This is a genomic window from Polaromonas sp. (genome assembly GCF_036676035.1).
In the GTDB taxonomy this organism is placed as follows: Bacteria; Pseudomonadota; Gammaproteobacteria; order Burkholderiales; family Burkholderiaceae_C; genus Polaromonas.
On record NZ_JAKFDR010000011.1, the window covers coordinates 189,136 to 210,947 of the forward strand.

The 21,812-nt window shown below is 63.2% G+C and carries 19 protein-coding genes; 15 read left to right on the forward strand and 4 right to left on the reverse strand.

Annotation, left to right across the window (positions count from 1 at the left end):
* Position 1: 1 nt before the first annotated feature.
* The gene (gene metG / locus V6M61_RS03510) at positions 2-2,095 is read right to left on the reverse strand and encodes a methionine--tRNA ligase (protein WP_332775169.1); all 2,094 of its coding nucleotides are present in this window, start codon (positions 2,093-2,095) and stop codon (positions 2-4) included.
* A 39-nt stretch (positions 2,096-2,134) separates the two neighbouring features.
* On the reverse strand, positions 2,135-3,397 hold the full coding sequence (locus V6M61_RS03515; protein WP_332775170.1) for a patatin-like phospholipase family protein: 1,263 nt from the start codon (positions 3,395-3,397) through the stop codon (positions 2,135-2,137).
* A 156-nt stretch (positions 3,398-3,553) separates the two neighbouring features.
* Between V6M61_RS03515 and apbC the strand changes: the two genes are divergently transcribed.
* From apbC to V6M61_RS03590, 15 genes are all read left to right on the forward strand, one after another.
* The gene (apbC, locus tag V6M61_RS03520; protein WP_332775171.1) at positions 3,554-4,645 is read left to right on the forward strand and encodes an iron-sulfur cluster carrier protein ApbC; all 1,092 of its coding nucleotides are present in this window, start codon (positions 3,554-3,556) and stop codon (positions 4,643-4,645) included.
* Between the two features lie 62 nt (positions 4,646-4,707).
* Positions 4,708-5,295: a DUF3305 domain-containing protein gene (locus tag V6M61_RS03525; RefSeq protein ID WP_332775172.1), complete on the forward strand. Its 588-nt coding sequence runs from the start codon at positions 4,708-4,710 to the stop codon at positions 5,293-5,295.
* Positions 5,288-5,983 (forward strand): DUF3306 domain-containing protein, encoded by a 696-nt coding sequence (locus V6M61_RS03530; protein WP_332775173.1) that lies wholly within the window; start codon positions 5,288-5,290, stop codon positions 5,981-5,983. Before V6M61_RS03525 ends, V6M61_RS03530 begins: the two co-directional genes overlap by 8 nt.
* The gene (locus tag V6M61_RS03535; RefSeq protein ID WP_332775174.1) at positions 5,913-8,054 is read left to right on the forward strand and encodes a 4Fe-4S binding protein; all 2,142 of its coding nucleotides are present in this window, start codon (positions 5,913-5,915) and stop codon (positions 8,052-8,054) included. The genes V6M61_RS03530 and V6M61_RS03535 overlap by 71 nt, the downstream gene beginning before the upstream one ends.
* A gap of 16 nt (positions 8,055-8,070) precedes the next feature.
* Complete coding sequence (locus V6M61_RS03540; protein ID WP_332775175.1) at positions 8,071-8,685, forward strand: TorD/DmsD family molecular chaperone; 615 nt, start codon at positions 8,071-8,073, stop codon at positions 8,683-8,685.
* A gap of 184 nt (positions 8,686-8,869) precedes the next feature.
* On the forward strand, positions 8,870-9,076 hold the full coding sequence (locus V6M61_RS03545) for a formate dehydrogenase (RefSeq protein ID WP_332775228.1): 207 nt from the start codon (positions 8,870-8,872) through the stop codon (positions 9,074-9,076).
* A 33-nt stretch (positions 9,077-9,109) separates the two neighbouring features.
* Positions 9,110-12,085, forward strand: coding sequence for a formate dehydrogenase subunit alpha (locus V6M61_RS03550; protein ID WP_332775176.1), 2,976 nt, complete (start codon positions 9,110-9,112; stop codon positions 12,083-12,085).
* Between the two features lie 4 nt (positions 12,086-12,089).
* Positions 12,090-12,707, forward strand: a complete 618-nt coding sequence (gene fdh3B / locus V6M61_RS03555; protein ID WP_332775177.1) for a formate dehydrogenase FDH3 subunit beta — start codon at positions 12,090-12,092, stop codon at positions 12,705-12,707.
* Positions 12,704-12,934, forward strand: coding sequence for a hypothetical protein (locus V6M61_RS03560; RefSeq protein ID WP_332775178.1), 231 nt, complete (start codon positions 12,704-12,706; stop codon positions 12,932-12,934). The genes fdh3B and V6M61_RS03560 overlap by 4 nt, the downstream gene beginning before the upstream one ends.
* A gap of 11 nt (positions 12,935-12,945) precedes the next feature.
* Positions 12,946-14,133, forward strand: a complete 1,188-nt coding sequence (locus V6M61_RS03565) for a formate dehydrogenase subunit gamma (protein ID WP_332775179.1) — start codon at positions 12,946-12,948, stop codon at positions 14,131-14,133.
* Between the two features lie 25 nt (positions 14,134-14,158).
* Positions 14,159-14,488: a hypothetical protein gene (locus V6M61_RS03570; RefSeq protein WP_332775180.1), complete on the forward strand. Its 330-nt coding sequence runs from the start codon at positions 14,159-14,161 to the stop codon at positions 14,486-14,488.
* A 171-nt stretch (positions 14,489-14,659) separates the two neighbouring features.
* Positions 14,660-15,655: a formate dehydrogenase accessory sulfurtransferase FdhD gene (locus tag V6M61_RS03575; RefSeq protein ID WP_332775181.1), complete on the forward strand. Its 996-nt coding sequence runs from the start codon at positions 14,660-14,662 to the stop codon at positions 15,653-15,655.
* 23 nt (positions 15,656-15,678) lie between these two features.
* Positions 15,679-17,202: a C13 family peptidase gene (locus tag V6M61_RS03580; RefSeq protein WP_332775182.1), complete on the forward strand. Its 1,524-nt coding sequence runs from the start codon at positions 15,679-15,681 to the stop codon at positions 17,200-17,202.
* 34 nt (positions 17,203-17,236) lie between these two features.
* The gene (locus V6M61_RS03585; protein ID WP_332775183.1) at positions 17,237-19,783 is read left to right on the forward strand and encodes an ABC transporter permease; all 2,547 of its coding nucleotides are present in this window, start codon (positions 17,237-17,239) and stop codon (positions 19,781-19,783) included.
* Between the two features lie 51 nt (positions 19,784-19,834).
* Positions 19,835-20,266, forward strand: a complete 432-nt coding sequence (locus V6M61_RS03590; protein WP_332775184.1) for a group II truncated hemoglobin — start codon at positions 19,835-19,837, stop codon at positions 20,264-20,266.
* 123 nt (positions 20,267-20,389) lie between these two features.
* Here V6M61_RS03590 and V6M61_RS03595 read toward each other — a convergent pair whose 3' ends face one another.
* Both V6M61_RS03595 and radC read right to left on the reverse strand, forming a co-directional pair.
* Positions 20,390-21,055 (reverse strand): Smr/MutS family protein, encoded by a 666-nt coding sequence (locus V6M61_RS03595; protein ID WP_332775185.1) that lies wholly within the window; start codon positions 21,053-21,055, stop codon positions 20,390-20,392.
* 10 nt (positions 21,056-21,065) lie between these two features.
* The gene (gene radC / locus V6M61_RS03600; protein WP_332775186.1) at positions 21,066-21,740 is read right to left on the reverse strand and encodes a RadC family protein; all 675 of its coding nucleotides are present in this window, start codon (positions 21,738-21,740) and stop codon (positions 21,066-21,068) included.
* Between the last annotated feature and the right edge of the window lie 72 nt (positions 21,741-21,812).

Sequence of the window (21,812 nt, forward strand, 5' to 3'; positions counted from 1 at the left end):
TTCAGTGAATGCGCATGCCCGGCTGCGCGCCCGCCGTGGGCTCCAGCACATAAATGCCGGGCTGGGCTTTTTCGTCGGCGTGGCTGGCGGCCAGCACCATGCCCTCGCTGATGCCGAATTTCATCTTGCGCGGCGCGAGGTTGGCGACCAAGACCGTGAGCTTGCCCACCAGGTCCGCAGGCTGGTAAGCCGAGGCAATGCCGCTGAAAACGCTGCGCATCCTGCCTTCACCCGCGTCCAGCGTCAGGTGCAGGAGCTTGGTCGAACCAGCGACTGCCTCGCAGTTGACGATCCGGGCAATCCGCAGATCGATTTTGGCGAAATCGTCAATGCTGATGGTGGGGGCCAGCGCTTCGCCGCCGGGCAGTACCGAATCTGCTATCGATCCAGTAGCTGTTGGAGTAGATTCGACGGGGGCCGGAGGCTCAAACAAGGCATCAAGCTGCTTCATGTCGACACGCTGCATCAAATGCTTGTAGTCACCGATGGCATGGCCCTTGCCCAGCGCGCGTGAGGCGCTGCCAAAGGTGAAGCCATCGACCTTGAGGAATGCTTCCACCTGGGCGACCAGTGCCGGCAGCACGGGCTTGAGGCAAATGCTCAGCAGGCGGAAGGCCTCGATGCAGACCGTGCAGACGTCGTGCAGGCGGGCCTCCATGCCCGGCAGCTTGGCCAGCTCCCAGGGCTTGTTCTGGTCCACGTACTCGTTCACGCGGTCGGCCAGCAGCATGATCTCGCGCAGCGCCTTGCCGAACTCGCGCTCGGCGTAGAGCTCCTGGATCGTCGGCACGGCGCCACGCAGCAGTTCGAGCAGCGCGTCGCCGTCGGCCGAGATCTCGCCGAGCTGGCCGCCAAAGCGCTTGCTGATGAAGCCGGCCGCGCGGCTGGCGATATTGATGTACTTGCCCACCAGGTCGGCGTTGACGCGCGCCACGAAATCGTCGGGGTTGAAGTCCAGGTCTTCGTTGCGGGCGTTGAGCTTGGCCGCGATGTAGTAGCGCAGCCACTCGGGGTTCATGCCGATCGAGAGGTACTTGAGCGGGTCGATGCCGGTGCCGCGGCTCTTGCTCATCTTCTCGCCGCCCACGGTCAGGTGGCCGTGCACGAAGACGTTGTTGGGCGTCTTGCGGCCGCTGAAGTGCAGCATGGCCGGCCAGAACAGAGTGTGGAAGGTGATGATGTCCTTGCCGATGAAGTGGTACTGCTCGACTTCGGGATCGTTGATGTAGGCCTCGTAATCGACGCCCTTTTTCGTGAGGTAGTTCTTCAGCGAGGCCAGGTAACCGATAGGCGCGTCCAGCCAGACGTAGAAGTACTTGCCCGGCGCGTCGGGGATCTCGATGCCGAAGTAGGGCGCGTCGCGGCTGATGTCCCAGTCGTTGAGGCCGCCCCCGCTTTGCCCATCTTCGCCTTCGTCCTTGTCCAGCCATTCCTTGATCTTGTTGAGCACCTCGGGCTGCAGGCGGCCCGGCTCGCTGGTCCATTGCTGCATGAAGGCCGCGCAGCGCGGGTCCGACCAGGTCAGGAAGAAATGCTCCGATTCCTTCATCACGGGCGTGGCGCCGCTCAGGGTGGAGTAGGGGTTTTTCAGGTCGGTGGGCGTGTAGACCGCGCCGCAGACCTCGCAGTTGTCGCCGTACTGGTCCTTGGCGCCGCATTTGGGACATTCGCCCTTGATGTAGCGGTCTGGCAGGAACATGGCCTTGACCGGGTCGTAGAACTGCTCGATGGTGCGCCGGGCGATCAGCCCGGCTTTTTTCAGATCGAGGTACATCGCTTTGGCCAGCGCATGGTTTTCCGGCCCGTCGGTCGAGTGCCAGTTGTCGAAGCTGATGTGGAAACCGTCGAGGTACTGCTTGCGCCCGGCCGCGATGCCGGCCACGAACTCCTGCGGTGTCTGGCCGGCTTTCTCGGCAGCGATCATGATGGGGGCGCCGTGGGCGTCGTCGGCGCAGACGAAGTTCACCTCATGGCCCTGCATTCTTTGATAACGCACCCAGATGTCGGCCTGGATGTACTCCATGATGTGGCCGATGTGGAAATTGCCGTTGGCGTAGGGCAGGGCGGTGGTAACAAACAGGCGGCGCTGGGACATAGGGGTGCTTTGAAGGCTTTGGTGGGCTAACCCGCGATTTTAGTCGGCCCGTTCAGGCGGAGCGCTTGAAGACCGCAATCCCCCCAGTGCGTCCGGGTCGGGTGCCCAGCCGAAAAACCGGGTGACCTCGTTGATTTGCGCCAGGGTGTCGGCATAACCCAGCTGGATCAACTCGCTGGTGTAGCCCGATTCAAACAGCAGGTAGCTGGCCAGCGCAGACCCTTTGATGTCGGCCGCTTTGGACGACACCCCCACGCCGCCGAGCAGGCTTCGCAGTGCTTTGGGTAGGGCGCGCACGTGCCGGGCGGCAATCACATCCAGCCGCTGCGACGGGGCGATCACGAGCAGGTCGATGGGCTTGAGCGGGCTGGCATGCCTGGCCTCGGGCGGGATCAGGGCCAGGGTCTTGTTGATGCGAGTCGCCCGTTCGATATCCACGGCCAGTGTGTCCAGGAAAATACTGGACAGGGCATGCCCGGCAATCTGCGCCAGGGACGGGTAGCTGCGAGTGGTGTGCATGTGCGCCTCGTTTTTGGGCTCCAGCATGCGCCCGGCACCCACCACCAGAATGCGCTGGGCGCCCAGGTGAATGGCGGCCGCCACCGGGGCGGACTGGCGCATGGAGCCATCGCCAAAATACTCGGTTTGCCCCCTGATCTGCAGCGCCGTGGCGGGAAAGATGAACGGAATCGCGGAGGAGGCCAGCAAGTGGTCGTGCGTGATGCGGTCGCGCATGCTGTGGCGCTGGGAGCGCACCCAGGGCGTGAGCTGCTCCACCCCTTCAAAAAACGTCACATGCTCGCCCGAGCTGTAGCTGGAGGCGGTCACCGCCAGCGCCTGAAGGTGTCCCTGGCGTATGAGTTCGGGCAGACGGTCCAGTGGCACGAAATGGTTCAGCAAATCGTGCGTGGGCGTGTTGTCGAGCAGGGAGCGGGGATTGAGGCGACGCCATTTGGCCACCAGCCAGCCCAGCGACAGCGAGGTCAACCATCGGGCGCCCGATCGCAGCACGCTCAGGGAATCGGCCCGGTACACCTGGCCCACATGAAAACTCTTCCAGACACCGACAATGCGACGGACGGTGCCGTCAAAATCATCGGCGCCACAGGCCAGTGCCGAGGCGTTGAGCGCCCCGGACGAGGTGCCCGTGATGATGGGAAACGGATTGGGCCCGCCGCCAGCGCCACTGGCCCGCCGGATGTCGGCAATCGCTTCCAGGACCCCGACCTGGTAGGCCGCGCGGGCACCGCCCCCGGTGAGCAGAAGCCCGGTCTTTGACCCCTGTGGCGCTTGGTTTGGCATGGGAGTCATTATCTGTGGCAGGCAAGCGTTTCAGGGCAAAAAAAAGCGCCCAGGTGCGGGGTGGACGCAACAGTGGGGCGGAGATCAACCGGATTTGTCCACACACCCTCGTACCCGGGCAGTCTTCGCTAGACTACTTGTCTTCAGGAGTAATCAATGGCAGTGACAGAACAAGCGCTGATGGACGCCCTCAAAAGCGTCGTCGATCCCAATACCGGCCACGATTTCGTGTCCTCGAAGTCCATCAAACACCTCACCCTGACCGGCAGTGACGTGGCTTTCGATGTGGAGCTCGGCTACCCCGCCAAAAGCCAGATCCCGGCTTTTCGCAAGGCCCTGATCGCGGCCGCCAAAGGGGTGGCAGGCGTTGACAATGTTTCGGTCAATGTCAGCATCAAGGTCGTCAGCCACAGCGTGCAGCGGGGCGTGCAGCTGCTGCCCAATGTCAAAAACATCATCGCTGTGGCGTCCGGCAAGGGCGGCGTGGGCAAGAGCACCACGGCCGTCAACCTGGCGCTGGCATTGGCCGCTGAAGGCGCCAGCGTGGGCCTGCTCGATGCCGACATCTACGGCCCCAGCCAGCCCATGATGATGGGCATCGAGGGCCGGCCCGAGAGCCTGGATGGCAAGAGCATGGAGCCCATGGAAAACTACGGCATTCAGGTCATGTCCATCGGTTTCCTGGTGGCGCAGGACGAGGCCATGATCTGGCGCGGCCCCATGGTCACCCAGGCGCTGGAGCAACTGCTGCGCCAGACCAACTGGAAAGACCTCGATTACCTGATCGTCGACCTGCCGCCCGGCACCGGCGACATCCAGCTCACGCTGAGCCAGCGCGTGCCCCTGACCGGCGCGATCATCGTCACCACGCCGCAGGACATTGCCCTGCTCGACGCCAAAAAAGGCATCAAGATGTTCGAGAAGGTCGGCGTGCCGATTCTGGGCATCGTGGAGAACATGGCGGTCCATGTGTGCAGCCAGTGCGGTCATGTCGAGCACATTTTTGGCGCTGAGGGTGGCAAGAAGATGGCGGCCGAGTACGGCATGGACTACCTGGGCGCGCTGCCGCTGGACATCAACATCCGCCTGCAGGCCGACAGCGGCCGGCCCACGGTGGTGGCGGACCCGGACGGTGAAGTGGCGGCCATCTACAAGACGGTGGCGCGCAAGATGGCGGTCACGGTGGCGGCCAAGGCCAAAGACTTCTCGGCCAAATTCCCGACCATCAAAATCTCCAAAGACACCTGATCCGGCGCGCTGGCGCGCGGACCGGTATAGGCATGCAGGCATGTCGCAGCTACACTGCGGGCATGCCTGGTTTCCTGATGCAGCCGCCCGACGACAACGGGCCCCATCGCCGCCCCAGCACGCAGGTGGCAGTGGTCATGCGCCGTGAGCGCATAGCCAACCGCTGGCAGCCCTGGCGTTGGGCGCTGGCCGATATCGTGCCGCACGAGGACAGCTTTGGCACGCAGCCGCGCCTGCTGTTCAAGGACGAACACGAGGAGCGCTGGCTGTATCCCCACTTCAAGGTCGAGCTGTTTACCGACGACGCGGAAGGCTACTACCTCAATGTCACGACGCCGCAGCCCTGCTTCTGGGTGGTCTGGCGCATGGAAGAGGAGGCCGCGCTTGCCGACGAGCCGGTAGCCGTGCCGCAGACCGTCACGCTGAGTTACCACGATGCCGGCCGCTGGCTCGATGCGCAGGAAACCGTGGAGCAGGTGCCTGCACCGCCGGACGTGGTGCAGTGGTTGCAGCATTTTGTAGAGCAACACCATGTGTTGGAGGCCAAGCGCCGCCAGCGTCCGCAGAGCTTCAAGCCCTTGCTGGATCGTTTTGGCAACCCTGCGCGGGTGAGCACTGAAAAGAAATTTGGCGAGGGCGGCCATGGCTAATGGTTTCCTTGGCCGCTGGTCCGAGCGCAAGCTGGCAGTCAAGGAGGGCAAGCCGGTAGAGGCCGAACCGGCGCACCCGGAAGTTGTCATTGCGGCGAAAGCCGCAATCCACGATGCGAACACCAAGCCCGTGGCCGAAAGCGCCGGTGCCCACGCAATGGATCCCGGCCTGCGCCGGGATGACAGCCCGCCGCCGGTCACCCTGGAAGACGCCCAAGCCCTCACGCCCGACGCCGACTTCAAACCCTTCATGGCCGGCAACGTGGGGCCTGAAGTCCGGAACGCAGCGATGAAAAAACTGTTTGCCGACCCGCACTTCAACGTGATGGACGGCCTGGACATCTACATTGACGACTATTCCAAGTCCGAGCCCCTGCCCGAGTCCATGCTGCGGCAGATGGCCAGCGCGAAGTTTCTCAAATTATTTGACGACGACGAAGATTCTGAAAAGCAGAAAGACCCGACTTTTTCACCGCGGGAAAATGCGAATAACCCCGACGGTGAAACCGTGGCACAGTCTGATCAAAATCCAGAGCGGCCTCCACTGGACCCCGCTCCCCCCGAGATTGCCAGCCAGCCCGAAACCCTGACCGGGTCCGGACGTAGCCAGGAAGACCATGCCCACACTGATTTGCGACTGCAACCAGACCATGCCGCTCCAGCCCCAGACGCTGGGTGCGGCACTTAATGAAAATCTGACGCTGCATTCGGCGCTGTGCCGGCGCGAAGCGGGCGCCTTCCAGAAGGCGGTTCAATCCGGCGATGACGTCGTGGTGGCGTGCACGCAGGAGAAGCGCCTGTTTGCCGAGGTTGGGCAGCAGACCGAAGGCACGACCTCGGTTGTCAAGTTCGTCAACATACGCGAGACCGGCGGCTGGAGCAAGGATGCTGTCAGCGCCAGCCCCAAAATCGCGGCCTTGCTGGCAGCGGCCCATTTGCCGGACGCCGAACCCGTCGCGACCGTGACGTACAAAAGCACGGGCCGCCTGCTCATCGTCGGCGCACTGGACCAGGCTGAGCAGGTGGCGGTGCTGGTCGCCGATACGCTGGACGTGACGATTTTTGCGCAGGGCGTATCCAGCCAGGCGCAGTTCGGCTTTCCCGGGCAGGAGCGCAAGTACCCGGTCATCAGCGGTGCCGGGCTCACCCTCAAGGGCTGGCTGGGCGCTTTCGAAGCGAAGTGGGAAAAGAGCAACCCGATTGACCTCGACCTGTGCACCCGCTGCAATGCCTGTGTGGCCGTTTGCCCGGAAGGGGCGATCGATCTTAGCTACCATATTGATAGCAAAAAGTGCACGTCGCACCGGGACTGCGTGGCAGCCTGCAAAGTAGCCGGCGCGATTGACTTTGGCCGCGAGGCGCAGGCAGTGACCGAGGCGTTTGACCTGGTGCTGGATCTGGGGGCCCAGCCCTTGATCGCGCTGCATGCGCCGCCGCAGGGCTACTTCGCATTGAATGCGTCGGCGGGCCTGGTGTCCCCTGGCTTGCTGGCCACCGTGGTCAAGCTGCGCGACCTGGTCGGTGAATTTGAAAAGCCCAGGTTTTTTGCCTACAAACAAAAACTCTGCGCACACAGCCGTAATGAAACTATCGGTTGCAATGCCTGCGTGGACATCTGCTCGGCAGGCGCGGTCAGCAGCGAAAAAGAGCGGCAACAAATCAAAGTCAACCCCAACCTGTGCATAGGTTGCGGTGCGTGCACCACGGTCTGCCCGACCGGTGCGCTGACCTACGCTTATCCGCGTACCAGCGAACAGGGTGTGCGGCTCAAAACCATGCTGACGACCTATGCCAAAGCGGGCGGCACGCACGCCACGCTTCTTTTTCACAGCCAGGGCAGCGGCCAGCAGGCAGTGGACGCGCTGGGCCGTGCTGCCCGGTTGCAAAAAACGGTGCAGGGTGTTCCGGCCAACATGATCCCGCAGCCTTTGTGGCATACCGCCAGCCTGGGGATCGATGTCTGGCTCAGTGCGATTGCGTTTGGTGCAAGCCAGATCGCCGTACTGGTGACTGACGAGGAGGCGCCTGCCTACCTGGAGGGGCTGTCTGAACAAATGGCCGTGGCGCAGGCTGTGCTCAATGGCCTGGGTTATGCCGGTGTGTACTTTCACCTGGTGCGCGCGCCAATGCTTGAAGGTGCTCAAGGCCTTGCCAGCCTGGACGCCAGCCTGCAAAAACTGGCCCGCAACCAGGTCGTCGTCCCTGCGGCGGCGGCGCGCTTTGCCGTGGCGCAGGAAAAACGCAGCACGCTGGACATGGCGCTGGACCACCTGATGGCCCATGCACCAGCCGCCTTGCCCGAGGCCATTGAGCTGCCGAGGCAGGGTTCGCCCTTTGGCAGCCTCATCGTCAATGCCGATACCTGCACACTGTGCCTGAGCTGCGTCAGCGCCTGCCCGGCCAGTGCGCTGCAAGACAACCCGGAGCGGCCCCAACTCAAATTCATCGAAAAGAACTGTGTGCAGTGCGGCCTGTGTGCCACCACCTGCCCGGAAGACGCCATTACCCTGCAACCACGCCTGCTGCTTACGCCCCAGCGCAAGGAGGCGCGGGTGCTGAACGAGACCCAGCCCTATCAGTGCATACGCTGCAGCAAACCCTTCGGCACCCTCAAGGCGATCGAGTCCATGCTGGGCAAGCTGGCCGGCCATGCCATGTTCCAGGGCGCGGCGGCGGATCGTCTGAAGATGTGCAGCGACTGCCGGGTCATCGACATCTACTCCGCAGACAACGAACTCAAGATCACCGATATTCGCTAAACCTGACGCAAACACCATGCAAGCCCAACTCGTGCTGTCCACGCTTGACGAAGAAACTGCCCGCGCTGAAGTCTATGGCTTGCTGGCCGCGCTGTATTACGCGCCGCCTTCGGCCGAACTGCATGAAAACATGCGTGTTGCCGTCACCGAAGCGCCTGCTTCGGGCGCCTTGCTCGAGAGCTCGTGGGGAGAGCTGGTGGCTGCGGCACGCGCGCAAACCCTGGCAGACATCGGCCAGGAGTACGACGCCCTGTTCGGCGGCGTGGGCAAGCCCGAGGTGTACCTCTTTGGTTCCCATTACCTCAGCGGATTCCTCAACGAAAAGCCGCTGGCGGCCTTGCGCACCGACATCGCGGCATTGGGGCTGGCACGTGACGAGGCCATGCCGGAAACAGAAGACCATGTGGCCTACCTGTGCGAGGTCATGCGCTACCTGATTGCCGGCGATGATGTGGAAGTGGCCAACCTGACACGCCAGCGCGAGTTTTTTTCGCGGCATGTGCAGCCCTGGGTGCCCATGCTGTGCGAAGCCATTGCGCAGCACCCCAAAGCCCGTTTTTACCGCGCACTCACGGCCTTCACGCAAGCCTTCATCAGTGTCGAATCGCAAGGGTTCGACATGCTGGCCTGAAATGGGTGAAGGTCTCAAATTGAAACACCCTGACCCCGGGCAGTCAACCGCCCATCAATAAGATAACTTATCGTTTTCCCTAGTCCGCATGTTTGAACGATGCAACCCATTGTGGTGCACCACGCTCTGACGTACAGTGCGTATGCAAACCGTTGCATACGAGCAAGCTTCCTTGGAGACAAAGATGCAGGACAGCCAGCCAAAACCCTCGCGCCGGGGCTTCTTCTTCGGCGCCGCCGTCACGGGCGCGGCCGCCGCGGCGATTGTGGCCTTGCCCGGTGCGCCGGCACCGCAAGCCGAACTCCCCCAGTCCAGGCCGGCCCCTGAAAAAGGCGGTGGCTACAGCCTCTCCGATCACGTCAAGCGCTACTACAAGACCGCGCGCGTCTGATCCAACCCGCTTTCATTTCTACGGGAGAGCCTCATGCTGCTCACGAAAAAATCTCACGGTATCCACGGCGATCCAGCGCATCGCGCCGGTTCTGCGCGCTTTGTGCAAAGCCTTTCACGGGGCCTGTCTGGCGCGCTGCCGACCATGGACCGCCGTGCCTTCCTGCGACGCTCGGGCCTGGGCGTTGGGGTCGGTCTCGCGGCCACGCAGTTGACGCTGGTTAAAAAAGCCAAGGCGGCGACGCCTGGGGCGGGCGACGGCAGCGGAAAAATTGAAGTCAAACGCACCGTGTGCACCCACTGCTCGGTAGGCTGTGCGATTGATGCCGTGGTTGAAAACGGCATCTGGGTGCGCCAGGAGCCGGTGTTTGATTCGCCCATCAATCTGGGCGCCCACTGTGCCAAGGGTGCTGCCGTGCGCGAGCACGGTCATGGCGAGTTCCGCCTGCGCTACCCCATGAAGCTGGTGGGCGGCAAATACGAACGCATCAGCTGGGATACCGCACTTAACGAGATCAGCGCAAAAATGCTGGAGCTGCGCAAGGCCAGCGGCCCCGATTCGGTTTACTGGGTAGGCTCATCGAAGCACAACAACGAGCAGGCGTATCTGATGCGCAAGTTCGTGAGCTTCTGGGGCAGCAACAACTGCGACCACCAGGCCCGTATCTGCCACTCGACCACGGTGGCCGGCGTAGCCAACACCTGGGGCTACGGCGCCATGACCAACTCGTACAACGACATGCAAAACAGCAAGGTCGCCCTGTACATCGGCTCCAACGCCGCCGAGGCGCATCCGGTCAGCCTGCTGCACATGCTGCACGCCAAGGAGACCGGCTGCAAGATGATCGTGGTGGACCCGCGCTTCACGCGCACCGCCGCCAAGGCAGACGAGTACATCCGCATCCGTTCCGGCTCGGATATTCCGTTTATTTTCGGCATGCTGTACCACATCTTCAAGAACGGCTGGGAAGACAAGAAGTACATCAGCGACCGTGTCTACGGCATGGACAAGGTCAAGGAAGATGTGATGGCCAAGTGGACGCCCGACAAGGTGGAGGAAGCTTGCGGCGTGCCAGAGGCCCGGGTGTACATGGCTGCCGAAATGATGGCCAAGAACCGGCCGTCAACCATCGTCTGGTGCATGGGCCAGACCCAGCACACCATTGGCAACGCCATCGTTCGTGCGTCCTGCATCCTGCAGCTGGCTTTGGGCAACGTCGGCACATCGGGTGGCGGCACCAATATTTTCCGCGGCCACGACAACGTGCAGGGCGCCACCGACGTCGGCCCCAACCCCGATTCGCTGCCGGGTTACTACGGCCTGGCGGAAGGATCGTGGAAGCATTTTGCCAAGATCTGGGGCGTTGATTTCGACTGGATCAAGGGGCGTTATGCCTCGCCCGCCATGATGGGCAAGCCCGGCATCACGGTGTCACGCTGGATCGATGGCGTGATGGAGAAAAACGAACTGATTGACCAGGACCCCAATCTGCGCGCCGTCGTGTTCTGGGGCCATGCGCCCAACTCCCAGACCCGTGGCCTGGAGATGAAGCGCGCCATGGACAAGCTGGACTTGCTGGTGGTGGTGGATCCCTATCCTTCGGCCACAGCGGCCATGGCAGCGATGCCCGGCAAGGCCGAAGACCTCAACCCCAACCGTGCGGTGTACCTGTTGCCGGCTGCGACCCAGTTTGAGACCAGCGGCTCGGTGACGGCCTCCAACCGTTCGCTGCAGTGGCGCGAAAAAGTGATAGAGCCGCTGTGGGAAAGCCGCAGCGACCACATGATCATGCATCAGCTGGCCGAAAAGCTTGGCTTTGCCAAAGAGCTGTCCAGGAACTACAAGATGCAGAAGGTCAAGGGCATGGACGAGCCCATGCCGGAAGACATCCTGCGCGAGATCAACAAGACCTGCTGGACCATAGGCTACACCGGCCAGAGCCCGGAGCGCCTGAAAGCGCACATGCGCAATATGCATTTGTTTGACGTGAAGACGCTCAAAGCCAAGAGTGGCAAGGACAAGGAGACCGGCTACGACTTCACGGGCGACTACTTCGGCCTGCCGTGGCCCTGCTATGGCACCCCGGAGATGAAGCATCCCGGCTCACCCAATCTCTACGACACCTCAAAACATGTCATGGACGGCGGCGGGAACTTTCGCGCCAACTTCGGGGTCGAGCGCGAGGGCAAGAACCTGCTGGCCGAAGATGGCTCGCACTCGCTGGGCGCGGACATCACGACCGGCTACCCCGAGTTTGACCACCTGCTGCTTAAAAAGCTGGGCTGGTGGGACGAACTCACCGATGCCGAAAAAACCGCGGCCGAAGGCAAAAACTGGAAGACCGACTCGTCCGGCGGCATCATCCGTGTGGCGATGAAGAACCACGGCTGCCACCCGTTTGGCAATGCCAAGGCGCGTGCGCTGGTCTGGAATTTCCCGGACGCAATCCCGCAGCACCGCGAGCCGCTGTACGGCAACCGCCCCGACCTGATGGCCAAGTACCCGACGCACGATGACAAGAAGGCCTTCTGGCGCCTGCCGACGCTGTACAAAACCATTCAGCAGAAAAACATCGCCGACAAGGTGCATGAAAAGTTCCCGCTGATCATGACTTCCGGCCGCCTGGTCGAGTACGAAGGTGGCGGCGAGGAAACCCGCTCCAACCCCTGGCTGGCCGAGCTGCAGCAGGAGATGTTCATCGAGATCAATCCCAAGGTCGCCGCTGACAAAGGCATTCGCAATGGTGAGCGGGCCTGGGTCAGCACCCCGACCGGCGCGCGCCTCAATGTGCAGGCCCTGGTGACCGAGCGTGTGGGCCCCGACACCGTGTTCATGCCCTTCCATTTCTCGGGACGCTGGCAGGGCGCTGACATGCTGGCCTATTACCCCAAGGGGGCAGCGCCGGTGGTGCGCGGTGAGGCCATCAATACCGCGACGACTTACGGTTACGACAGCGTCACGATGATGCAGGAAACCAAAACGACTGTTTGCAACGTGGAAAAGGCATAACACCATGGCACGCATGAAATTTGTCTGTGACGCCGAGCGCTGCATTGAATGCAACGGCTGCGTCACCGCCTGTAAAAACGAGAACGAAGTCCCGTGGGGCGTGAATCGCCGCCGCGTGGTCACGCTTAACGACGGCGTTCCCGGCGAAAAATCCATCTCGGTCGCCTGCATGCACTGTAGTGACGCGCCCTGCATGGCCGTCTGCCCCGTCAACTGCTTTTACCGCACCGACGAAGGCGTGGTGCTGCATGACAAGGACGTTTGCATCGGCTGCGGTTACTGCTCCTATGCCTGCCCCTTCGGCGCACCGCAGTTTCCTTCGCAGGGCACCTTCGGCGTGCGCGGCAAGATGGACAAGTGCACCTTCTGTGCTGGGGGGCCTGAAGTCAACGGCAGCCAGGCTGAATTTGAAAAATATGGCCGCAACCGCCTGGCCGAGGGCAAATTGCCGGCCTGCGCCGAGCAGTGTTCCACCAAGGCCCTGCTGGCCGGCGATGGCGACGTGGTTGCCGACATCTTCCGCAACCGGGTCGTGCAGCGCGGCAAGGGCGCCGAGGTCTGGGGCTGGGGCACCGCCTATGGTTCCAAACAAGCAGGCCAGCCCGCAGGAGGAAAATCATGATGCGCCTTGTTGTACTCATCATGGCCTTGGCCGGCTTGTCCGCCTGCGGTGAAAAACCTCAAACGCCGAGCACACTGAGCGCCGCCAAGAGCGATGTCGCGCCCTTTCAGGGCACGGAAAACCAGTTTTCTGCACCGGGCTGGAAGCCGGGCGACAAGACCAGCTGGGAGCAAGGGCTCAAAGCCCGTGCGCAGAATACCCAGAACGAGTATTCCAGGGTGAAGTGACTGGAGGCCTTATGGAACGTGCGCAATTAGCTATATTTTTAATAGCAATCGGCCTCGCCGGGTTTGCAGTAGCGCAGACGCCTGCGGCCCAGCCAGCTCCATCGGCACAAGCATCAGGCGTCGTCACGCCTGCGCCTGCAGCGACTGGCGGCATCCAGGGCCAGAACATTTTTGCGGTCAAGCCCGATGCCAGTGCCGACCCCAACTACGCCAAGCAGACCAACGCCGAGCGCGCCAAGGTCCAGCCGGGCAACAATGCGCCCCTGTGGCGCCAGGTTGGCGAGGGTGTCACCGGCTACAGCAGCCTGCCCAAAAGCGAAGCGCCGGAAGCCGGCAACCTGATTCAGCCTTTTGTGCAATACCCGGGCTCGCGCCTGACCAACGCCGGTGAAGCCTGGCGGCAGGTCCGCAACAACTGGATCATTCCTTACGGTGGCTCCCTGTTTCTGATCGTGCTGGGAGCCATTGCCATTTTTTACTGGCGCAAGGGTGCCATCAAGACGCATGGCTCTGAAACCGGTCGCAAGATCGAGCGCTTCACACCCTTCGAGCGCTCGGCGCACTGGACCAATGCCATTGCTTTTTCCATTCTGGCCATTTCTGGCCTGGTCATGGCTTTCGGGAAATTCTTCATGCTGCCGGTGATCGGCGGCACGCTGTTTGGCTGGCTGACTTATGTGCTTAAAAACATGCACAACTTCGCCGGCCCGCTGTTTGCCGTGTCCCTGGTGATCGTGTTCCTCACCTTCTTGCGTGACAACCTGCCGCGCCGCGGCGATCTTACTTGGTTACGCAAGGGCGGCGGCCTGCTCTCGGGCAAGGAAGTGCCTTCGCACCGCTTCAACGCCGGTGAGAAGGTGGTGTTCTGGGGCGGCGTGTTTTTCCTCGGCATCATCGTCGTGGCCTCGGGCCTGGTGCTCGACAAGCTGGTGCCGGGCCTGGTCTACGAGCGCAGCACCATGCAGGTGGCCCATATGGTTCACGCCGTGGCCACGGTGCTCATGATGTGCCTGTTCCTCGGCCATATCTACATCGGAACGCTGGGCATGAGCGGCGCCTTCAGCGCCATGCGCACCGGCTATGTCGATGAAACCTGGGCCAAAGAGCACCATGAGTACTGGTACGACGATGTGAAGGCGGGCCACATCCCTGCCCAGCGCACGCAGCCTGCGCCGCCCAGCCAGACCGTACAGGCCTGAAGCGAGTTAAAGCGAGGAGATTCGTATGAAAAGAATTCTGATGGCCAGTTTGCTGTTGACAGCTTCGGTCATGACGCTGGCCAAGCTGCCTCCGCTGAGCGATGAGGCCAAGGCCAAAGCGGCGGAAGCCGCGGCCAAGGCGGCCTGGAGCGGCAAGGTGGATGCTTATTTGCTGTGCAAGTCGCAGGACAAGGCTGCGGCCAGCTATTACAAAACTGCCAAGGCAGCGGGCAAGGAGACCAAACCAGCCAAGGAAACGCCTGCCTGTGCCGACCCGGGTGCCTTTGTGTACACCCCACCCGGAGCCGCCAAGCCGGCTGAAGCCGCCGCCGGCGCACCCGCCAAAAAATCCTGAGCCCGCATCCCTGCTAGGTGCGCAGCGCAGGGCCGCCCCAAGCAAGCACGGCCCCCTCGGGGGGCAGCGAAGTACACGCAGTGACGAGCGTGGGGGCTAAAAAGGCCGGCCCGACAGGGGGCGGCCCCTTCGGCAAGCTCAGGACAGGCTTTTTTGTTGTAGTCTTCATGCATGTCCCTGCCCTACCTGACCCAAGCCCAGGCGCCCTTGACGTGCGACATTGATACTGTCAACGAGTTTGGCGAGCACCACCAGGTTGCCATTCCTGCCGAGCGCGCACTGACGGTCTATGTGGACAAGCGCGAGCTGGTTACGCTCATGACGCTGGGCGCACATCCGGAGTTGCTGGTACTGGGCTATCTGCGCAACCAGCGGCTGGTCAGGTCGATCGGGGACATCGAGTCCATCACGGTCGACTGGGATGTTGGCGCCGCCGCTGTCAAGACGCGCCACGGCATTGAAGATGTCGAAGAAAAAACCGCCAAGCGCGTGGTCACCACGGGCTGCGGGCAGGGCAGTGTGTTTGGCGGCTTGATGGACGAGGTGGACCAGATTGTTCTGCCGGCCAGCGCGCACATCACCCAGGGCCAGCTCTACGGGCTGGTCAACACCATACGACTCAAGGAGACCACTTACAAATCGGCCGGGTCGGTGCATGCCTGTGCGCTGTTCGACATGAGCGCCGCTGAACCTGTCATGTTGTTGTTTGTCGAGGACGTGGGCCGCCACAACGCCATCGACACCATCGCTGGCTGGATGTGGATGAATATGGCCCCCACGCTTGTCGCTTCGCGTACTGCGCTGCCCCCCGAGGGGGCGCTGCGCCTGCGGCCCGGCAAAGCCGGCTCCGCGGCCCCGGCTGGTGAAGACGGTGCCTCCACGCTCGACGCTTCACCTACGGATCTCGGCTCGGAAGGTCTGGTGTTCTACACCACCGGCCGTTTGACCAGCGAGATGGTCATCAAGTCGGCCCAGATGGGCGTGCCGATTGTTGTTTCCCGCAGCGGCATCACCCAAATGGGGCACCAGGTGGCGCAGGCGGTGGGCCTGTGCGCGATAGGCCGCGCGACCAACAAGCGTTTTGTCTGTTATGCCAACCCGCAGCGACTGCATCTGCAGCCCGAACTGGCCGGCCCCAGGTTGCGTGTGTCCGCTGCAGAGTCCTGAATCTGGCATGGCATGATGCCGCCATGAACGAGCATCAAATTCAGTCCACGCTGCCGGGTATCCCGGAAATCCCTGCCAGTCACAGCCAGACGTTTGATTCGTCCAGCTATTTGCCTGCCACCCGCTGGTTGGGGGAAGGGCTGCGTACCGCTTTTTTCCTGTTCCCCAGAGTGGCCGGACGTGCGCCGGTGCCTTGGCAGGTGTTCATCATTGCCCTTGTGGTTTTTACGATAGAGGCCACCGCGCCGCGTGTTGAGATTGTCGGTCCTGCCCGCTTTGATCTGCAGGTCTGGTTGTCAGGTTGGTGGAGCTTGGCCATTTTTATCGGCTTGGCCTGGTGGGCCTTTCCAGCGCAGGCAACCCAAGATGTTTCCGCGACGCGAACGGGCCCGCGCCTGACCGGCGTGGCCACGTGTTTTGTGCTGTGGCTGGTGGCGTCCCTGCCCAATACCCTGGTGTATGAAGCCTTGATGGCTGCCATCGTCCATGGCTGGATCACGGGCAAGGTGTTCTCGGCGCCCTGGTTGTACTGGGTTTTTTACCTCGTCTTTACCGCATGGTCGCTGGGCGTCAGCTTCTTTCTGATTGTGCGTTTCGCGGGTTGGACCTGGCGTGCCGCGGTGTTTGCGCTGGCATTGATCGCGACCACAGGCCTGACGACCTGGCAATTCGACGCCCGTGCCTGGGAGCGGGATTACGCACGCAACGCCAGCGCCGAAGACGACAAGCCCAAGCTGCGCCTGACCCAGCAAACCATGGAAGAGCAGCAGGCCTTGTGGCAGAGCACCGTTGCCGCCATCGCGCCCGAACGCCCCGGCGTGGCCGATGTGTACGGGCTGGTGTTTGCACCTTATGCCTCTGAAGATGTTTTCCTGCGTGAAAGTACCATGGTCAGCCGCGTGCTTGCCGAGCGTTTTGATGCGGGTGGCCGCGTGATCCACCTGCTCAATCACGGCAGCAGCGCCAAAACCCATCCCTGGGCGACCACTCTGAACCTGCAGCGGGCCATTGAGGCGCTGGCCCAGCGCATGGACAAGGACAACGATGTGCTGGTGGTCTACCTGACCTCGCACGGTGCCCGTGACTTCAAGCTTGCCGCTTCGCATTGGCCGCTGGAGGTCGAACCGCTGAGCCCCACCGAACTGCGCGAGGCGCTGGACAAGGCCGGCATCCGCCACCGCGTGATTGCCGTGTCGGCCTGCTACTCGGGCGGCTGGATTGATGCACTGGCCGGTGACACCACGCTGGTCATGACAGCGGCGGACGCCACCCACACCTCTTACGGTTGCGGGCGGCTCTCCGAGCTGACGTTTTTTGGCCGGGCCATGTTTGACGAACAGCTGCGCAAGACACATTCTTTCGAGCAGGCTTTTGCCCGGGCTGTTCCGCTGATCCAGCAGCGCGAGATCGACGCCGGCAAGGACGATGGATTTTCGAATCCCCAGATCAGAGTGGGCGCCAACATCGGCCCCGTGTTGCGTGTGCTTGAGCAGCGGCTCGCAGCCTTGCCGCCGACCGACCCTTCTGGCAGCAAAACCCGGCCATGAGCCAAGGGCGTTGACTTTGCGTTAAGGTCAGTTCATGAGCACACTTTTCCTGAAACTCGGCTGGCGCACGCTGTGGCGCGACCTGCGCGCGGGCGAGTTGCGCCTGCTGATCGTGGCGGTGACCCTGGCCGTGGCGGCGCTGACGGCCGTCGGTTTTTTTGCCGATCGTCTCAAAGGCGGCTTGCAGCGCGATGCCAGGCAACTGCTGGGCGGCGATGCGGTGGTGCGCAGTGACAGCGTCACGCCGGCTGCCTTCATTGCCAGGGCGCAGGCCCTGGGTTTGCAGGCCATCTCAACGGTGAGCTTTCCCACCATGGCGCGGGCCCGTGACGAAGAGGGCGGCGCCAGCAAGCTGGTGGCCTTCAAGGCGGTGCCGGCTGGCTACCCGCTGCGCGGCAACATGAATGTGGCGGACAGCCCGCAAGCGCGCGGGGCCGACACGCGCGACATCCCCGCGCCGGGGACTGCCTGGGCCGATGCGTCCCTGTTCGATGCACTGGACCTCAAAATCGGCCAGACCCTGCTGATGGGCGAGGCCCGCTTCACGCTGAGCCGCATCATCGTCCAGGAGCCTGACCGGGGCGCCGGCTTCATCAATTTCTCGCCGCGAGTGATGGTCAACGCGGCTGACCTGGCCGCCACCGGCCTGATACAGCCCGCCAGCCGCACCAACTACCGGCTGGCGGTGGCCGGCAGCGACGAGGCCGTCAAAACCTATGTCCAGTGGGCCACGCAAGAGGTCAAGAAGCCTGGCGTGCGCGGGGTCCGGCTGGAGTCGCTGGAAAGCGGCAGCCCGGAGATGCGCCAGACGCTGGACCGGGCCGAAAAATTCCTCAACCTGGTAGCCTTGCTGGCCGCACTGCTCAGCGCCGTGGCGGTGGCCATTGTGGCGCGCGGCTTTGCCGCCAAACACCTGGACGACTGCGCCATGCTGCGCGTGCTGGGCCAGCCGCAGCGCACCATCGCGCTGGCCTACACCTTTGAGTTTGTGCTGGCCGGCATGGCGGCCAGCGCCCTCGGCGTGGTGATTGGTTTTGCCGTCCACTACGGTTTTGTGCTGCTGCTGGCCGGCCTGGTGGAAACGGCCTTGCCGGCGCCCACCTTCTGGCCGGTGGCGTTTGGCATGGGTATGGGGCTGACCCTGTTGCTGGCGTTTGGCCTGCCACCGGTGTTGCAGCTGGCCCAGGTGCCGCCGCTGCGCGTGATCCGCCGTGATGTGGGCAGCCTCAAACCGGCCTCGCTGGCCGTGCTGGGGGTGGGGGTGGCTGGCTTTGCGGCCCTGCTGCTGGCCGCCAGCAGCGATCTGAAGCTTGGCCTGATTGCTGTTGGTGGTTTTCTAGGCGCCGTGCTGGTGTTTGCCGTGGCCAGTTTTGCGGCCGTCAAGCTGCTGCGCGCGAGTGTTCACGAAACCACGGCCCCGCGCTGGCTGGTGCTGGCCACCCGCCAGCTGTCTGCCCGGCCCGCCTACGCCGTGGTGCAGGTCAGCGCGCTCGCGGTCGGTTTGCTGGCCCTGATGCTGCTCGTGCTCTTGCGCACGGACCTGATCAGCAGCTGGCGCAATGCCACACCGCCCGATGCGCCCAACCGTTTCGTGATCAATGTGCAGCCCGAGCAGGGCGAAGCGTTCCAGCAGGCGCTGCGCGATGGCGGGGTGAAAAAATTTGACTGGTACCCCATGATCCGCGGCCGGCTGGTCGCCATCAATGGCAAACCGGTGGCGCCCGATGACTTCGGCGACGACCGCGCCAAGCGCCTGGTGGACCGCGAGTTCAACCTGTCGACCAGCATGCAGCAGCCCTTGCACAACCAGGTGGTGGCCGGGCGCTGGACGGCCGACGAGAAAAATGCCATCAGCGTGGAAGAGGGGCTGGCCGGCACCCTGGGCCTCAAGCTTGGCGACAGCCTGCGCTTTGATATCGCCGGCCAGCTCAGCGACGCCAAAATCACCAGCCTGCGCAAGGTGGACTGGGGCTCGATGCGGGTGAACTTTTTTGTGATGTACCCGGTCGCCGCGCTGGCCGACGTCCCGGTGTCCTACATCAGCGCCTTCCGCGCGCCGGAGCGGGGCGCCGCGCAGGGTGGCCAGGGCAAGCCCCGCAACTTCGACAACGAGCTGGTCAAGGCCTTTCCCAACATCACCAATGTCGACATGAGCAGCACCCTCAGCCAGGTGCAGCGCGTGCTCGACCAGGTGATTCGCGCGGTCGAATTCCTGTTTGGCTTCACGCTGGCCGCCGGGCTGGTGGTGCTGTTTGCCGCCATCACGGCCACGCGGGACGAGCGGGCGCGCGAGTTTGCGATCATGCGGGCGGTCGGTGCGCGGGCCTCGCTGCTGCGCCAGGTGCAGCGCGCCGAACTGGCTGGCGTGGGCCTGCTGGCGGGCTTTTTGGCCTCCATCGTGGCGGTGGCCGTGGGCTGGGGCCTGGCCAAGTACGTGTTTGACTTCAGTTGGGCCGGCTCCTGGACGACACCGCTGTTCGGCAGCCTGGCTGGTGCGGTGCTGGCGCTGATGGCGGGCTGGTGGGGCTTGCGTTCGGTGCTCAACACCCCGGTGGTCGAAACCCTGCGCAAGGCGCAATAAGGCAATAGCCCTGCAAGTCATTGGCCTCCTTGAATTCCTTGAAAATTCCGTATGCAGATCGAAGAGAAACCACCGGGCAACCCGCCCTTTGAAACCCCGTTTGCCTGGATAGGCGGCGAAGAGCGTATCAAAGCCCTCGTTGAGCGCTTTTACGACCTGATGGACCTGGAGCCCGGCTATGCGGCGCTGCGCGCCGCGCATGGCAGCACGCTGGACAACGCGCGCCAGCGCCTATTCTGGTTTTTGTGCGGCTGGATGGGCGGGCCGCAACACTACACCGATCGCTTTGGCCATCCGCGCCTGCGCATGCGCCACATGCCGCAGCAAACCGGCGGTGGCTCCATTGGCATTGCCGAGCGCGACCAGTGGCTGGCCTGCATGGACCAGGCGATGAGGGAGACCGGGGTGGATGAGGCCTTGCGCGTGCGGCTCAATGCCTCGTTTTTCCAGACCGCGGACTGGATGAGAAACCGCGGGGAGTGAACTCCTTGATTCGGTGGCGCCTGCTTTATGCTATTAAAACAATAGCTGTTTGCGTATATCTTGTGCGGGCTGGAGCCTTTTTTATCTATAAAAAACTTGAAGAGGACGAGCCGGCCAAAAGTCCTAGCTCTGCGCCAGCAGCACCACCAGCGCCCCCGCGCCGCCTTCCGCCGGCCGCGCCTGCACAAAGGCCAGCACTTCCTGCTTCTGGATCAGCCAGCTCTGCACCTTGCCTTTGAGCACGGGTGTCTTGCCCGGTGAGCCCAGCCCCTTGCCATGCACCACGCGCACGCAGCGCCAGCCGGTCTTGTGGGCGTCGCGGATGAACTGCGACAGCGCTTCACGCGCATCTTCGCGGCGCAGGCCGTGCAGATCGAGCTGGCCCTGGATGCTCCAGCCGCCGCGGCGCAGCTTGCGAACCACATCGGGCCCCATGCCGGGCCGGCGAAAGCTCAGGGCTTCATCGGTGTCGAGCAGGCTTTCCACGTCAAATTCGTCGGAGATGGCTTCCTGCATCACCGCCAGCTCGTCGCGTTGCTGCTGCACGGGAATGGGCGCCGGCTGGGCCAGCGGCAGGCGGGCCCTGTGACCTGGATTGCCGGGCAGGTGTTTGGCCGGCAAGGCTTTCACCGGGCCAACGGCGCGTGAAAAGAGTTCCTTTTCTGCCCTGGCTTTTGCCGCGGCGGCCAGGCGTGCGGCTTCCTGCTCCGCTGCCAGCTGTGCGCGGGTTTCAATTTCCAGCTTGACGGCCTTGAGGCCTTGCAAATCCTTGATGACGGGGCGCCGCATGCCATTCACCTTACAGCATGCCCAGCTCGGCCATCGACACCGCCTGGGTACTGGTCACCACAAAATGGTCAAGCACGCGCACATCGACCAGGCCCAGGGCGGATTTGAGCGTTTGCGTCAGCGCTTCGTCGGCGCGCGAGGGCTGAGCAGTCCCGCTCGGGTGGTTGTGCGCCAGCACCACGCTCGCGGCATTGAGTGCCAGCGCCCGCACCACCACCTCGCGCGGGTAGACGCTGGTTTGCGTGAGCGTGCCGCGAAATAGCTCTTCCAGCGCAATCAGCCGGTGCTGGCTGTCGAGGAACAGCACGGCAAAGATTTCGTGCGGCCGGCTGCCCAGCTGCAGCTGCAGGTAGTCGCGCACGGCTTGCGGCGTGGCAAGCAGGGCTTTTTCCTTCAACTCTTCGGCCAGCGCCCGCCGCGCCAGCTCCAGCACGGCCACCAGCTCGGCGCGCTTGGCCGGGCCCAGGCCCTTGATGCTTTTGAGGGCATCGGGTCCGGTGTGCAGCAGCCCCGCCAAGCCGCCGAAGGTATCGACCAGTTCCTGGCCCATCTGCAGCGCGTTTTTGCCGGGCAGGCCGCTGCGCAGCAGCAGGGCCAGCAGCTCGGCATTGCTGAGCGCGCCGGGGCCGCGGGCCAGCAGTTTTTCGCGTGGGCGGGCGTCGGCGGGCAGGTCTTTGAGTAGCATGGAGGGGAAGGATGGATAAGAGATGAGAAGGGTGAAGGGGGCTGAAAGGGGTTAAAAGGCCTGAAACAGTCC

Coding starts and splice junctions, on each gene's coding strand:
- metG (WP_332775169.1), bottom strand. CDS start 2,095: ATGTCCCAGCGCCGCCTGTTTGTTACCACCGCCCTGCCCTACGCCAAC.
- V6M61_RS03515 (WP_332775170.1), bottom strand. CDS start 3,397: ATGCCAAACCAAGCGCCACAGGGGTCAAAGACCGGGCTTCTGCTCACC.
- apbC (WP_332775171.1), top strand. CDS start 3,554: ATGGCAGTGACAGAACAAGCGCTGATGGACGCCCTCAAAAGCGTCGTC.
- V6M61_RS03525 (WP_332775172.1), top strand. CDS start 4,708: ATGCCTGGTTTCCTGATGCAGCCGCCCGACGACAACGGGCCCCATCGC.
- V6M61_RS03530 (WP_332775173.1), top strand. CDS start 5,288: ATGGCTAATGGTTTCCTTGGCCGCTGGTCCGAGCGCAAGCTGGCAGTC.
- V6M61_RS03535 (WP_332775174.1), top strand. CDS start 5,913: ATGCCCACACTGATTTGCGACTGCAACCAGACCATGCCGCTCCAGCCC.
- V6M61_RS03540 (WP_332775175.1), top strand. CDS start 8,071: ATGCAAGCCCAACTCGTGCTGTCCACGCTTGACGAAGAAACTGCCCGC.
- V6M61_RS03545 (WP_332775228.1), top strand. CDS start 8,870: ATGCAGGACAGCCAGCCAAAACCCTCGCGCCGGGGCTTCTTCTTCGGC.
- V6M61_RS03550 (WP_332775176.1), top strand. CDS start 9,110: ATGCTGCTCACGAAAAAATCTCACGGTATCCACGGCGATCCAGCGCAT.
- fdh3B (WP_332775177.1), top strand. CDS start 12,090: ATGGCACGCATGAAATTTGTCTGTGACGCCGAGCGCTGCATTGAATGC.
- V6M61_RS03560 (WP_332775178.1), top strand. CDS start 12,704: ATGATGCGCCTTGTTGTACTCATCATGGCCTTGGCCGGCTTGTCCGCC.
- V6M61_RS03565 (WP_332775179.1), top strand. CDS start 12,946: ATGGAACGTGCGCAATTAGCTATATTTTTAATAGCAATCGGCCTCGCC.
- V6M61_RS03570 (WP_332775180.1), top strand. CDS start 14,159: ATGAAAAGAATTCTGATGGCCAGTTTGCTGTTGACAGCTTCGGTCATG.
- V6M61_RS03575 (WP_332775181.1), top strand. CDS start 14,660: ATGTCCCTGCCCTACCTGACCCAAGCCCAGGCGCCCTTGACGTGCGAC.
- V6M61_RS03580 (WP_332775182.1), top strand. CDS start 15,679: ATGAACGAGCATCAAATTCAGTCCACGCTGCCGGGTATCCCGGAAATC.
- V6M61_RS03585 (WP_332775183.1), top strand. CDS start 17,237: ATGAGCACACTTTTCCTGAAACTCGGCTGGCGCACGCTGTGGCGCGAC.
- V6M61_RS03590 (WP_332775184.1), top strand. CDS start 19,835: ATGCAGATCGAAGAGAAACCACCGGGCAACCCGCCCTTTGAAACCCCG.
- V6M61_RS03595 (WP_332775185.1), bottom strand. CDS start 21,055: ATGCGGCGCCCCGTCATCAAGGATTTGCAAGGCCTCAAGGCCGTCAAG.
- radC (WP_332775186.1), bottom strand. CDS start 21,740: ATGCTACTCAAAGACCTGCCCGCCGACGCCCGCCCACGCGAAAAACTG.